Origin of the sequence: Rossellomorea aquimaris (assembly GCF_003315075.1) — a bacterium.
Taxonomy (GTDB): domain Bacteria; phylum Bacillota; class Bacilli; order Bacillales; family Bacillaceae_B; genus Rossellomorea; species Rossellomorea aquimaris_C.
In genome coordinates this window covers 283284-297451 of record NZ_QNRJ01000005.1, presented here as the reverse complement: position 1 = coordinate 297451, position 14168 = coordinate 283284, and the positions used below count along the sequence as shown (strand labels likewise).

Sequence of the window (14168 nt, the reverse complement as noted above, 5' to 3'; positions counted from 1 at the left end):
CAATCCGCTCGACTTGCATGTATTAGGCACGCCGCCAGCGTTCGTCCTGAGCCAGGATCAAACTCTCCGATAAAAGTTTGAATAGCTCTTTAAAATAAATCTAGAATTAACGTTGACGTATTGTCTTGTTTTGTTCAGTTTTCAAGGTTCAATGTGTAAACGCTTCGTTTGAAGCGACCTTTATAATATATCATTTACTCACATTATCGTCAAGGTATTTTTATTATTTTAGAAAAGTTTTTTCTGAAACAGTTATGTAATGCCTTTCGGACAACAAATAATATTATACATACTATTGGACAGGTTTGCAAGAGGTAAATCTAAATAAACCAAAGATTAGTTACCTAACCTAAGGTTTACTAAATACGCTGGTATGCTTGATTTCTAAACGAGAACTTCTGATATATAAATCTCTTTTTGCCGAGACAGATCTACGAGTTCTTCCGTTTTATTTATTTTTACGATGGGCTTTGTATATGCGTTTGGCTTGGTATACATGACTTCTCCGTACTGGCCGGTTGATAGCCTTACTGAGGTGCCTGTCCTTAGATCTCCCAGTAGTTGAAGAAGACCATTAACGACTTTAATATCGAATTTACCAAATAAATCTTCACTGATCATATCCAGCACCTTGAATACAGGCTGCTTGCTTCTATATATTCTTTCTGACGTCATGGCATGAAAAACATCGGTGATTCCAACAATCTGAGAGTAAAGATGAATACGATTATTTTTCTCGGATGCCGGGTAGCCGGTACCATCAAATCGTTCATGATGTTGAAAGATTGCCAGTTTTGTTTCCGTTTTTAACAATGGAGTGTCTTTAACCATTTTATATCCGTTGGCTGTATGAAGCTTTACTTCTTTAAATTCGCTCTCTGTTAAAGGCTGTTCTTTCGTTAATATGTGTGGACTCACCTTGGCCATTCCGCAGTCTGCCAGGACACCCGCTAATGCCAGCTGGTTCACCTGACCAGGGTTCAAGCCTAACTTCTTTCCCAGCATGGCACTTATGATCCCCACTGAAATGGCATGGTGAAAAAGATAATCTTTTTTCGTACAATATTGATGAAAAGAATATACATATGTAGGGTTCTGTTCAACCGTTTGGATCACCGGCAGCAGTAACTCTCTCACCCTTGCAACATTAACAGACGTCCCTGATTGCCAGTTCATGAATTCTTTCTTGAATTCCTTGATCGTCAATAAATAGAGATCGATGAATCCGACTGGCTCATTGTTTTCTTCCTCCACTATCTCCTTATCATTAGAGACCGGGGTTCTAAATGGACGTCCATCCGCTTTTGTTTTCTCTATTATGAGCTCTGTTATATCGAATGCTTGAAGAATATTTAGATGTTCTTCTTCTATTACTGTATTCTTTGGAATGATAGGATTGGCTGCCATTCCCATAATATCTTCTGCTACGATGCATCCTAATTGTATTTCTCCACGATGTACCTTCAACTATGAACACCTCACTTCTCACCTTTTCCTCTAGTTTATTTTACCAAATTTAACAGGTTATAGTTGTATTTTTGCAAAAAAATAAGCTGTTTCCAGTATGAGAGTTTCATTACTGGAAACAGCTTATTTGTTCATTTATTCTTCTGTATCATCAATTACATCTTCTACATCTTCAGAAGATGTTTGATCTTCGCTATCTGGTTGTTCCATTCCTTCAGCAGTTTCAACTGGTGCTTCCGTTTCTTCTTCATCTTCTTTTTCAACCTTGGCAACGGTTGAAACAAATTCACTTTCTTGAAGACGGATCAGTTTAACTCCTTGAGTGTTACGGCCTGTAGTGGAAATATCATTCACATCCATACGGATAAGGACACCATGTGCCGTGATGATCATTAAGTCTTCTTCACCTGTTACGGCTTTAACAGACACCAGCTCTCCGTTACGTTCCGTTACATTACATGTTTTCAAGCCTTTACCGCCACGAGTTTGAACTCTATATTCACTGGCAGGAGTACGTTTACCGTAACCATTTACCGTTACAACTAAGACATCGCTCTTCTCTTCCAGAATTTCCATTCCTACAACAATGTCATCATCACTCAGGTTAATTCCTTTTACCCCTGTAGCAGTTCTTCCCATTGAACGAACATCCGTTTCAGGGAAACGAATGAGCATACCTTTTTTCGTTCCGATGATCATATCTTTCTCTCCATCGGTCAGTTTGACGGAAATGAGCTCATCGTTTTCCCGAAGGTTAATGGCGATTAGACCGTTCGTACGGATATTGGCGAAATCTGATACCGGCGTACGTTTTGAGATTCCTTGCTTCGTAGTAAAGAATAAGTACCAGTCGTCCACGAATTCTTCCACTCGAATCATGGCATTGATCCACTCATCTTTTTCTACCCCAAGCAGGTTGATGATCGGAAGTCCTTTAGCTGTACGACTGAATTCAGGAATTTCGTATCCTTTCGCACGGTAGGCTTTTCCTTTGTTTGTAAAGAATAGAATCGTATCATGAGTTGACGTTGTCAGTAAGTTTTCAACAAAGTCTTCATCATTGGTACCCATTCCCTGGATTCCTCTTCCTCCACGCTTTTGACTGCGGTAGGTTGAGACAGGCAGGCGCTTGATGTATCCGTTATGAGTAAGAGATACGACAATGTTCTCTCTAGGAATTAAGTCTTCATCTTCAATATTCTCAATTCCACCCGCTACGATTTCTGATCTTCTTTCATCATTGAAGCGTTCTTTGATTTCGATAAGCTCTTCACGAATGATTTCGAGAACTTTTTCATCATCTGCTAAGATCGCTTTCAATTCTGCAATCTGCTTCAATAATTCTTGATACTCGTCTTCAATTTTTTCTCGTTCTAAACCGGTTAAACGTTGAAGACGCATATCCAGGATTGCTTGAGCTTGTTTGTCAGAAAGGGAGAAGTTCTCCATCAAGCCTTGTTTCGCAAGTTCCGTAGTTTGAGAGCCACGGATAAGTTTAATGATTTCATCAATATGATCTAAGGCGATACGCAGACCTTCTAAAATATGAGCTCTTGCTTCAGCTTTGCGTAATTCGAATTCCGTTCTACGACGAATGACGACGCGTTGATGTTGTAAGTAATGATATAGGCACTCTTTTAAATTCAATACCTTTGGCTGGCCATCAACAAGTGCTAAAAGGTTAATACCGAAGCTTGTTTGAAGGGCTGTTTGCTTATAGAGATTATTAAGCAAGACATTCGCATTCGCATCTTTTCTTACTTCGATTACGACACGCATACCATTACGGTCCGATTCATCACGTAAATCTGTGATGCCATCAATCTTCTTATCCCGTACAAGATCGGCAATTTTCTCGATCAGTCTCGCTTTATTCACTTGATAAGGGATTTGATGAACGATGATCGTTTCTTTCCCATTGCTTTTTGTTTCGATTTCCACACGGGCACGCATGGTGATGGATCCTTTACCTGTTTCATAGGCACGACGTATCCCGCTTCTCCCTACAATTAGGCCGGCAGTAGGGAAATCAGGACCGTAGATGAATTCCATCAATTCTTGAATCGTTATATCAGGATCTTTACTTAACGCAAGGATTCCATCGATGACTTCCCCAAGATTATGAGGAGGAATGTTCGTTGCCATTCCTACTGCGATACCTGAAGAACCGTTTACTAATAGGTTAGGGAAACGGGCAGGTAACACTTCCGGCTCTCTCTCGGTACCATCATAGTTATCTTTATAATCAATTGTATCTTTATTAATATCACGAATGAGTTCCATCGAGATTTTGGACATACGTGCTTCTGTGTAACGCATGGCCGCAGCTGCGTCTCCATCAACGGAACCGAAGTTACCATGACCGTCCACAAGCATATAACGATAGTTGAAATCCTGTGCCATACGCACCATCGTGTCATAAACAGCTGAGTCACCGTGTGGGTGATACTTACCGATTACTTCACCGACGATACGGGCTGATTTCTTGTATGCTTTTTCAGCCGTCATCCCCAAGTCATTCATCGCATACAAAATACGACGATGGACAGGTTTCAGGCCATCACGTGCATCCGGTAGTGCACGGGACACGATAACACTCATCGCATAATCCAGGAAAGACGAGCGCATTTCACTACTTATATTAATTTCTTTAACATTCGATCTTGGTATTTCTGCCATAGTAAAAGGGACCTCCTTTTAAAGAAAGATTTATACCTTTCTCATTCTTCACCTTGTCCGCTATGTAAAAGACAGGATAGCACATGGTCTATCCTGTATTGTTTTATTAAAGGCTCTTTTCGTAAACTACTCTGCTCTTCAATGAAGATAGTAGTAGTTGATTTCCGCTGCAGGATGCTCGCTTTCCGCGGGGCGGGCGGTGAGCCTCCTCGGCTTCGCCTGTGGGGTCTCACCTGTCCCGCTATTCCCGCAGGAGTCGAGCACCTTCCGCTCCAATCAACTTTCAAAGCATCAGTTTCTTTAATAAAACCTGTATATTGTCAACACTCTATAAAAAACTGCCTATTTGTAAAGATGTCTTTTTAGATATCCAAATTCTTAACGTACGCTGCGTTTTCTTCGATGAAGTTACGTCTTGGCTCTACTTTGTCACCCATCAGGATATCAAAGGTTTCGTCAGCTTCGATCGCATCTTGAAGGCTTACTTGCAGCAGGGTTCTTGATTCCGGATCCATGGTTGTTTCCCATAGTTGTTCAGGGTTCATCTCTCCTAGACCTTTGTAACGCTGGATGCCAGGTTTAGGCGTCGGGGAGATTTCTGCAAGTATGCGATCCAGTTCTTTATCATTGTAGGCATACTCGATTTTCTTCCCTTGTTGTATTTTGTACAAAGGTGGTTGAGCGATGTAGATATAGCCTGCTTCAATGATGTTTCTCATGTAACGATAGAAGAACGTTAATAATAGCGTACGAATATGAGCGCCATCGACGTCGGCATCGGTCATGATCACGATTTTATGGTATCTTGCTTTAGCCAGATTGAAGTCTTCTCCAATCCCTGTCCCGAGAGCTGTAATAATCGCACGAACCTCGTTATTAGAAAGGATCTTATCCAGACGTGCCTTTTCTACGTTGATGATTTTACCACGCAAGGGAAGGATGGCTTGGAAGTGACGATCCCGGCCTTGTTTAGCAGATCCGCCGGCTGAGTCACCCTCAACCACGTAGATTTCACTGATGCTTGGGTCTTTAGAAGAACAGTCTGCTAATTTACCAGGTAAGCTGGAGATTTCCAGGGCACTCTTACGACGGGTAAGCTCCCTTGCCTTTTTCGCAGCCAGTCGGGCACGTGCAGCCATTAGTCCTTTTTCTACCACTTTTCGAGCGACAACCGGATTTTCAAGTAAGAATGTTTCTAAATGCTCGGAGAAAAGGGAATCGGTAATCGTTCTTGCTTCTGAATTTCCGAGCTTTGTTTTTGTCTGACCTTCGAATTGGGGATCAGGATGTTTAATCGAGATGATCGCTGTTAACCCTTCACGAACATCTTCCCCTGAAAGATTCGCATCGCTCTCTTTAAACACGTTATTCTTTCGGGCATAGTCGTTTATGACTCGCGTTAAAGCCGTTTTAAATCCGGACTCATGGGTCCCACCTTCATGAGTATGGATGTTATTGGCGAAGGAATAGAGATTACTTGCGAAACCATCGTTATATTGAATGGCGATTTCAATCGTAATATCATCTTTCTCGCCTTCAATATAGATTGGTTCTTCATGGATGACTTCTTTAGAACGATTAAGATGTTCAACGTAGGACTTAATTCCACCTTCATAATGGTAATCTCTTCGTTTCCCTTCTCCGCGCTTATCTTCAATACTGATTTGGATCCCTCTGTTTAAGAAAGCCAGTTCGCGAATACGGTTTGCAAGTATGTCATATTCGTATTCAGTCGTTTCAGTAAAGATTTCAGGATCTGGAGTGAAGTGAATGATCGTCCCCGTCTTTTCTGTTTCTCCGATCACCTTAAGATCGAAGCTCGGAACACCTTTTTCGAATTTTTGATAATAGATGTTTCCATCACGATGAACATGGACTTCAAGTTCTGTCGAAAGAGCATTTACTACTGATGCCCCAACTCCGTGAAGACCTCCTGATACCTTATATCCACCGCCGCCGAACTTACCACCGGCGTGAAGGACCGTCATGATTACCTCAACGGCAGGACGTCCCATTTTTTCGTGAATACCGACAGGGATACCACGGCCATTATCTGTAACAGTAATACTGTTATCCTCTTCGATAATGACTTCGATTTCATTACAGTAACCGGCTAACGCTTCATCGATACTGTTATCAACAATCTCCCACACCAAATGATGCAAGCCTCTTCCGCTTGTTGATCCAATATACATACCAGGTCTTTTACGAACGGCCTCTAATCCTTCTAAAACCTGAATCTGATTTTCATCATAGGATTGACCTTGCTTTTGTTCCATAGCCATACTGATTCACCTACACTTTCTAACCTCAGGGCTTTATATTTCTATAATAAATTCTCATAGTTTGAGTATTTCTTTGATCGTTTCTTTAACGTACTTGATGCCAGTGGTGAAAGATACAACTGATTCGACGTGATCACAAGAGATTTATATGAACCCTTTGCAAGATTACAAAGGTTTTTATCTTTCGTTTTTAAAAAGTGTTGAATTTCTTCTGAAAATTGAACGGTGTCTCGATCAATAATAGCGATGATTTCATCTGTACGTACCATGACATCTTCTCCAACATGTATGTACAAGGTAACACCTCATTTCAATCTTTTCATTGATCCGGCTTCCACTTCAAAAGTAGTCGCTTCGTTTAAGGTTTGATGATCAATCCCATCCACGTTTGTCGTCGTGACAAAGGTTTGAACTTTTCCCTGAATGGTATTTAATAAATGTGACTGTCGATAATCATCTAATTCTGACAAGACATCATCAAGAAGTAAGATGGGATATTCTTTGATTTCAGAATGAATCAGCTCAATTTCTGCAAGCTTCACAGAGAGGGCCGTTGTCCGTTGCTGCCCCTGCGATCCGAATGTTTGAACATCCCGTCCATTCACAATAAATTGAAGATCGTCCCGATGTGGTCCGATCAGGGTCACACCGCGATCAATTTCCCGCTCGCGGATACCATCAAATTTCTGCTCATATATATCTACCATTTTTGACCATTCTTGATTATCTGATACATCTAAAGACGGTTTATATACGATTTCTAAGGTTTCTAAGTTCCTTGAAATACCGGAATGGATCGGTTTTGCCCAACTTTCTAACAGCTGAACGAACTCAAAGCGCTTTTTCGTAATTTTCACAGCCATCTCTATGAACTGCTCCGTCAAGACATCCAGCATGGTCTGGTCTTTTTGTTTTCTCGTTTGCAATTGTTTCAGATAATGGTTCCGTTGCTGTAATATTTTTTGATAAAGGCTGATATCATGTAAATAAACAGGAGAAACCTGACCGATTTCCATATCAATAAAACGACGCCTTACTTGAGGGCTCCCTTTTACTAAATGGAGATCTTCAGGTGCAAACATGACAACATTCATATTGCCGACATATTGACTTAATTTAGACTGCTCAAGGTGATTGCTTTTCGCTTTTTTCCCCTTTTTCGAGAGGATAAGCTCCAATGGTAACGCACCGTTATATTTCTGAATCCTACCTTTTATTTTAGCATATTCCTCGTCCCAACGGATTAAATCTTTATCATTTGAGGTCCGGTGGGATTTAGCCATTGCCAGTACATAGATAGACTCCATAATATTCGTCTTTCCTTGAGCATTCTCTCCAAGAATTACGTTCACCTTATTTTCGAAACTCACGTCGATTGATTCGTAATTTCGATAGTTTCTTAATTCTAATTGTTCAATGTACATGGAAATAACACCCTTTATTATTCTCCAGCAACCACAAATACTCCTACTTCGGGAATTTCAATTGTGTCACCAATTGTGAGTTTTCTTCCTCTTCTTTGGTCTTGTTCGCCATTTATGTATACTTCATATTCACTTAAGAACCACTTTGCCATCCCGCCGGACTGAATTACTTCAGCTAGCTTCAGGAATTGTCCCAACGTGATAATTTCCGTTTCAATGGTGATCTCTTTCGCCACTAAAATCACTACTTTCCGTATAAAGTCTCTAATATCTTATTTTACTCTAAATGGAGTTAAGTCACAACTAACGAAAAATCAGCAAGGACTCGTAGAGCCATTTCTCCTTGTTATCATTGAGTTCTTCATTGAATAGACGCACTTTTTGAAAGGAATCGACGAGAGCGATTCCTTCAATTACCAGATAAAGTGTAGAAAAAGAGCCCATACCCCATGTGAAAGGCATCGGCTCTTGTCTATTCATTAGTACGTTCTTACTGGAAGAATCAGTTGAAGAATGGAATCATCATGAAGTGGCTTCAATACGAAAGGTCTCATGGCCCCGGTGAAGTTTACATAGATTTCTGTACCTTCAATGGCTTTTAATGCGTCCATCATATATTTTGCACTAAAGGAAATCTTCAGTTCTTCCCCTTCAATGGATTGACTTTTCACCTGTTCGATTACTTTTCCGATCTCCGGTGTGTTAGACGAAATCTCAATCATGCCGCCATCCAGAGTTGAAAGTTTCACTACGTTGTTTCTTCCTTCTCTGGCAAGAAGCGACGCACGGTCTATCGCTTGTAAAAATTCTTTCGTATTCAGCGTCAGCTCTGTTTTTGTATCAGATGGAATCAATCGACTGGTATCAGGATAATTCCCTTCTAATAATCTTGAGAAGAATAGTAGATGTTTCGCTTTGAACAGCACTTGATTTTCAGTGATCACGATTTCAACAGGCTCTTCTGTATCATCAAGGATTTTATTCAGTTCGTTTAAGCTTTTCCCTGGAATCACAATATTGTAAGAAGCATCATGATTGGTTTCAATCGGTGCCTTTCTCATCGCAAGTCGGTGACTATCTGTTGCAATACAGCTCAGTTCCCCATTTTCAATCTGACAGTTTACACCTGTCAAGATGGGGCGTGTTTCTGAGGTGGACACTGCAAATACCGTTTGTCTGATCATCGTTTTCAGGAGGTCAGTCGAAACTTTGATCCCGTTCCCTTCTTCGATCTGAGGAAGATGCGGATATTCTTCTGGATCTAACCCGTTTAAATTAAACTCTGCCTGCCCTGAACGAATAACGGTTTGGAAATGATTCTGAACTTCAATTTCCACCGTGTCTTTAGGCAATTTCTTGACAATCTCACTGAAGAACTTAGCCTGAAGAACAATTCCTCCAGTTTCCATGATCTCAACAATGTCTGAACCCTCTTCTTCATTTGGAATAAAGGACTCGATTGAAATATCTGAATCACTGCCTGTTAATGTTACGCCATCTTCAGTGGCGATGATTTTTATTCCGGTAAGAATGGGAATCGTTGTTCTTGACGTTACAGCTTTCATGACATCCTGAACACTTTGGACAAGATAGTCCCTTTGAATAACAAATTTCATGATTTATTCCTCCAATTTGCACATAATTTTATGGACTGAATCATATACTAATAATTTATTTAAAAATAGTAATAGAAGTAGTAGGGCCTGTTGATATGTGGATAAGTGTGTGAATTCAACGTAAACACAGCCTATCCACATGTGGACAGACTGTGTGCTAGTTTGTCTTAGTTATTCACATTATCCAGTTTATTTGTGTGTAAGATTAACTCTTTAATGACTCACGAATTTCTTTCAATTGCTGCTGAAGAAGCGCATCCGCCCCCAGCAATGTACTGATCTTCTCATGAGCATGAATGACGGTCGTGTGATCCCGGCCGCCGAACTCTTCTCCGATCTTTGGAAGTGAAGAATCCGTCATCTCCCTGGATAGATACATAGCAATCTGTCGTGGAAAGGCGATGGACTTTGTTCGTTTCTTCGCTTTAAAGTCTTCCAGCTTCACATTGAAGTGCTCCCCAACGACACGTTGAATTTCCTGGATGGAAATAACCCGTGGTTTGGAGCTTGGAATGATATCTTTCAAAGCTTCGGCTGCCAGATCAGCATTAATATCTTTATTTATAAGAGAAGAGTACGCAACAACCCGGATCAAAGCGCCCTCTAACTCACGAATGTTTGAATCGATTTGATTAGCTATATAAAGCATGGCTTCATTTGGAATGTCCAATCCTTCAGCCTTTGCCTTTTTTCGTAAAATGGCAATTCTCGTCTCTAGATCTGGAGGAGTGATGTCTGTAATAAGTCCCCATTCAAATCGTGAACGAAGTCTGTCTTCGAGTGTCGGAATTTCTTTCGGTGGCCGATCACTTGAAATGACAATCTGCTTGCTTTCTTCATGTAAGGTATTAAAAGTATGGAAAAATTCCTCTTGCGTTTGTTCTTTTCCTGCTAAAAATTGAATGTCATCTATTAATAAAACATCAACGCTGCGGTATTTATTGCGGAAATCGACTGCTTTATTGTCACGAATGGAGTTAATGAATTCGTTTGTGAATTTCTCAGAGGATAGATAAACCACTTTAGCAGCAGGATTATGCTCCAGTACATAATGTCCGATCGCATGCATTAAGTGAGTTTTTCCCAGTCCTACTCCACCATATATAAACAAGGGATTATAGGCTTTTGCAGGTGCTTCAGCCACAGCCAAAGATGCGGCATGGGCGAAACGGTTGCCCGAACCGATAACAAAGGTGTCGAATGTGTATTTTGCATTCAGCATATTTTGATTGATATCCTGTTGTTCGTCGTCTTTCATCGACTTCTTTGGCGGTAATTGAATATCAAATTCTTCCGGCTCCTGATTTTGTGGAATGATAAATTTCACGACCAGCTCTTCGCCCGTAATATCATACAAAACCCCGGAGATTAATTGAGAGTAGCGTCCTTCCAGCCAATCTCGTGCAAATTCATTTGGAGCTGTAATGACAAGTGTGTCACCTTGAATGGAATGTGCCTTAGTCGATTTTAACCAAGTATCAAAGCTCGGTTTACTTATCTTTTTTTCGATGCTTTCTAAGGCTTTGCTCCAAAGATCCCCGATATTCTCCAATCCTGATCCCTCCTTTTCTCAGTTTGTATAACTTCTGTACAACAATTACATGCTATAAAATCCGTGAACTCTCGCTATTTTATAAAAATACAAAACAATGAATGTGGAAAATATATATAATAAGGAAAGAAAATGGTTTTTCGACAATATCCACCACTTGTGGACAACGTTTTACAAACCCTCTGTATAAGTTACCCACATGATATCCACATTTTGTGGATAAGTTATTTCCGTGAACCTAGTTATCAAGAGTGAAAACACAATAATCATATCAAAATATCCTAAGCGGTGCAATGCTTTTTAAATTTTATCCACAAGCCCCCACCCCTTGTGGAATGAAATTGTCCACAACCCAATAACTTGTGAAAAAGTTGTCAGTATGTGTTGTGGATAATTTAAAAACCTGTCGAATCCTATCCACAGGCAGGGTGGATAGAGAAATTGAAGATGATTTGTAGAAGGATAAAGATCAAACAGGGAGATGAGTTATATTCGAAGTAATCGTTCAAATGGACTTAATAATTAGCACATGATCATTTTTCATAGATTTTAATAAATTGGTTTTGGGAAAAGTATAGTAAATAATTTTGTTGATTGTAGCGGAAGGTGCTCGACTCCTGCGGGAATAGCGGGAAAGTTGAGACCCCGCAGGGCGAAGCCCGAGGAGGCTCAACTCACGCCCCGCGGAAAGCGAGCACCTGGAGCGGAAATCAACCACTACACGCTAATAGTAAAGAGCGAAAAGACTTTAAAATGATTTCCGAAATAACATTTAAAAAGAAAAATAATATGAGTGTTGACTTTTTATGGGTACCGTCTTTATAATAGTGAGGAATGTCTTTAACTTTTATAAAGATATCCTTCAGGGAGGTGTCATAGATGAAAAGAACGTTTCAACCAAATAATCGTAAAAGAAAAAAGAACCACGGTTTCCGTGCACGTATGAGCTCTAAAAACGGACGCAATGTTTTAGCTCGTCGTCGTAGCAAAGGAAGAAAAGTATTATCTGCCTAGACCACTGAACTGACTCAGTGGTCTTTTTTTTCCTTTATCCCAAGTGAAAAGACGATTTGGCTCGTTCGTATTTTGTTTTAAGAGAAAAATTACTTATAATTTCAAATGAATGAGCCAATAATGTCGAGGATACATCAAGACAAAAATGAAAATTAGGTGTGGTCAATGCGGAAAGATCAGAGAGTGAAGAAGAATAAAGAGTTCCAGGAGATATTCAAAAAAGGCACATCCTTTGCCAATCGGCAATTCGTCTTATATCTATTGAAGAAAGAAGAGCCTCAACCATTTCGAATTGGAATCTCTGTAAGTAAGAAAATTGGAAACGCTGTTTGTCGAAACCAAATTAAACGATATGTCAGACAGGCTTTCTTAGAATTACAAGAAGATGTAAAAGATCAGTACGATTACTTAATCATCGCCAGAAAACCGGCGGCCGAAATGAATTTCTATGAGGTGAAGGGCAGCCTCACCCATGTGCTGAAAAGAGGAAAAGTGTTGAAAAGATCCTCTAATGGAAAACATGTTAGAAAGAAGTCATAACATTTTACGATATTGACAGGTTTCGTCATCACAAGCCTATGAAAAGATGTTACAATACGAGAGATTGTACTTTTTAAGTAGAGAGACCTGTTTTACATTTAACTTGAAAGATATTAGTAGGGAGGAAATGAAGGGTGAAAAAGAGAATGATAGCCCTGATGGGAATCATTGGGCTAATGGCTATACTATCAGGTTGTACGGAATATAATCAGCCTATAACACCTGAGAGTAGCGGAATATGGAATGAATATATTGTCTATCCTTTATCACAATTAATTACAATGGTAGCTGAGTTCATGAGCGGTTCTTATGGATTGGCCATTGTCATTGTTACATTGATCATTCGTTTAGCGATTCTGCCATTAATGATCAAACAAACGAAAAATTCAAAAGCCATGCAGGCTTTGCAACCGGAAATGAAAAAGCTGCGTGAAAAATATAGCTCTAAAGATGCACAAACTCAACAAAAGCTTCAACAAGAAACGATGGCTTTATTCCAAAGCCACGGTGTTAATCCACTGGCGGGTTGTTTCCCATTGATCGTTCAAATGCCGATCTTAATTGGTTTTTACCATGCGATCGTGAGAACAGAAGAAATTAAAGCTCATAATTTCCTGTGGTTCGATCTTGGTAACCCGGATCCGTACTATATTTTACCTTTAGTAGCAGGTATAACGACGTTTATCCAACAGAAATTAATGATGGCGGGTACAGCGAATCAAAATCCGCAAATGGCGATGATGCTTTATATCATGCCGGTCATGATCATCATTTTTGCGATTAACTTCCCTGCAGCTCTATCCCTTTACTGGGTAGTCGGAAATCTATTTATGATCGTTCAAACGTATTTCATTAAAGGACCTGAAATCAAAGAAGCGCAAACCGCTAAAGCTGGTGGGAATTCGGGAGGAAAGAAAAAGTGAGAGAAGTAGAAGCGACTGGTCAAACGGTGGAAGAAGCCATTGAATCAGCCTTGTCTCAACTGAATATCACCAAAGAAGAAGCAGAAATTGACGTCATTGATCAAGGTAAAAAAGGCTTGTTCGGATTGTTTGGTGGAAGACCTGCTATCGTTCAAGTCAAAAAAGCGATGGATCCGGTAAATGAAGCGAAAGATTTTCTTCTATCTGTTGCACATGAAATGGGAGTGAACGCTACCATAGAAGTGAAAAGAGACGGAAGAGATGTTGAGTTCAACATTTCTGGTGAAAAAATGGCTCTATTAATAGGAAAAAGAGGACAAACGTTGAATGCTCTTCAACATTTAACTCAGCTGATTGCCAATCGGGTTTCCGATCAGTTCATCACCATCCTTTTAGATGCGGAGAACTATCGTGAAAGACGTAAGCAAACATTAACAAACCTGGCGGAACGATTAGCAGAGAAAGCATTGCGCACAAATCGTTCCGTTTCATTAGAACCAATGCCTTCCTATGAACGAAAAGTGATTCATACAGCACTTGTTGATTCGACTACTGTTGATACACATTCAGAAGGCAGAGAACCCAATCGTTATATTGTAATTGCTCCAAAATAAATAAGAGACGATTCCTTTCGGGGGATCGTTTTTTTTTGCAATCCAGGAAACCCC

At 40.1% G+C, this 14168-nt stretch carries 12 protein-coding genes and 1 rRNA gene; 4 read left to right on the top strand and 9 right to left on the bottom strand.

Going from position 1 to position 14168, the window contains the following annotated elements:
• The 9 genes from DET59_RS09460 to dnaA all read right to left on the bottom strand — a co-directional run.
• Positions 1–73, bottom strand: a 16S ribosomal RNA gene (locus DET59_RS09460); the annotation flags it as partial.
• Between the two features lie 311 nt (positions 74–384).
• Positions 385–1467: an HD-GYP domain-containing protein gene (locus DET59_RS09455; RefSeq protein WP_113969425.1), complete on the bottom strand. Its 1083-nt coding sequence runs from the start codon at positions 1465–1467 to the stop codon at positions 385–387.
• Positions 1468–1602: 135 nt separating this feature from the next.
• Positions 1603–4146, bottom strand: coding sequence for a DNA gyrase subunit A (gyrA, locus tag DET59_RS09450; RefSeq protein WP_113969424.1), 2544 nt, complete (start codon positions 4144–4146; stop codon positions 1603–1605).
• Between the two features lie 362 nt (positions 4147–4508).
• Entirely contained in the window at positions 4509–6425 is a 1917-nt protein-coding gene (gene gyrB / locus DET59_RS09445) for a DNA topoisomerase (ATP-hydrolyzing) subunit B (RefSeq protein WP_113969440.1), read from the bottom strand.
• A gap of 47 nt (positions 6426–6472) precedes the next feature.
• On the bottom strand, positions 6473–6727 hold the full coding sequence (remB, locus tag DET59_RS09440; RefSeq protein ID WP_113969423.1) for an extracellular matrix regulator RemB: 255 nt from the start codon (positions 6725–6727) through the stop codon (positions 6473–6475).
• A gap of 9 nt (positions 6728–6736) precedes the next feature.
• Complete coding sequence (gene recF, locus DET59_RS09435) at positions 6737–7855, bottom strand: DNA replication/repair protein RecF (protein WP_113969422.1); 1119 nt, start codon at positions 7853–7855, stop codon at positions 6737–6739.
• A gap of 17 nt (positions 7856–7872) precedes the next feature.
• The gene (yaaA, locus tag DET59_RS09430) at positions 7873–8091 is read right to left on the bottom strand and encodes a S4 domain-containing protein YaaA (protein WP_044340280.1); all 219 of its coding nucleotides are present in this window, start codon (positions 8089–8091) and stop codon (positions 7873–7875) included.
• Positions 8092–8334: 243 nt separating this feature from the next.
• Complete coding sequence (gene dnaN / locus DET59_RS09425) at positions 8335–9471, bottom strand: DNA polymerase III subunit beta (RefSeq protein WP_113969421.1); 1137 nt, start codon at positions 9469–9471, stop codon at positions 8335–8337.
• Positions 9472–9676: 205 nt separating this feature from the next.
• The gene (dnaA, locus tag DET59_RS09420; RefSeq protein ID WP_113969420.1) at positions 9677–11023 is read right to left on the bottom strand and encodes a chromosomal replication initiator protein DnaA; all 1347 of its coding nucleotides are present in this window, start codon (positions 11021–11023) and stop codon (positions 9677–9679) included.
• An 879-nt stretch (positions 11024–11902) separates the two neighbouring features.
• Here dnaA and rpmH point away from each other — a divergent pair.
• The 4 genes from rpmH (at position 11903) to jag (ending at position 14114) form a co-directional block, all read left to right on the top strand.
• A complete protein-coding gene (gene rpmH, locus DET59_RS09415; protein WP_034764748.1) occupies positions 11903–12037 on the top strand; it encodes a 50S ribosomal protein L34 in 135 nt (44 codons plus the stop codon).
• 165 nt (positions 12038–12202) lie between these two features.
• Entirely contained in the window at positions 12203–12577 is a 375-nt protein-coding gene (gene rnpA / locus DET59_RS09410; RefSeq protein WP_113969419.1) for a ribonuclease P protein component, read from the top strand.
• 134 nt (positions 12578–12711) lie between these two features.
• Positions 12712–13500 carry a YidC family membrane integrase SpoIIIJ gene (gene spoIIIJ / locus DET59_RS09405; RefSeq protein WP_113969418.1) on the top strand — a complete coding sequence of 263 codons (789 nt, stop codon included), beginning with the start codon at positions 12712–12714 and terminating at the stop codon, positions 13498–13500.
• Positions 13497–14114, top strand: a complete 618-nt coding sequence (gene jag / locus DET59_RS09400) for an RNA-binding cell elongation regulator Jag/EloR (RefSeq protein WP_113969417.1) — start codon at positions 13497–13499, stop codon at positions 14112–14114. The genes spoIIIJ and jag overlap by 4 nt, the downstream gene beginning before the upstream one ends.
• The last annotated feature ends 54 nt before the right edge of the window (positions 14115–14168 follow it).

Excerpts from the sequence above, each read along its gene's own strand:
- recF (WP_113969422.1), bottom strand. The coding sequence starts at position 7,855 with ATGTACATTGAACAATTAGAATTAAGAAACTATCGAAATTACGAATCA.
- rnpA (WP_113969419.1), top strand. The coding sequence starts at position 12,203 with ATGCGGAAAGATCAGAGAGTGAAGAAGAATAAAGAGTTCCAGGAGATA.
- rpmH (WP_034764748.1), top strand. The coding sequence starts at position 11,903 with ATGAAAAGAACGTTTCAACCAAATAATCGTAAAAGAAAAAAGAACCAC.
- dnaN (WP_113969421.1), bottom strand. The coding sequence starts at position 9,471 with ATGAAATTTGTTATTCAAAGGGACTATCTTGTCCAAAGTGTTCAGGAT.
- gyrB (WP_113969440.1), bottom strand. The coding sequence starts at position 6,425 with ATGGAACAAAAGCAAGGTCAATCCTATGATGAAAATCAGATTCAGGTT.
- gyrA (WP_113969424.1), bottom strand. The coding sequence starts at position 4,146 with ATGGCAGAAATACCAAGATCGAATGTTAAAGAAATTAATATAAGTAGT.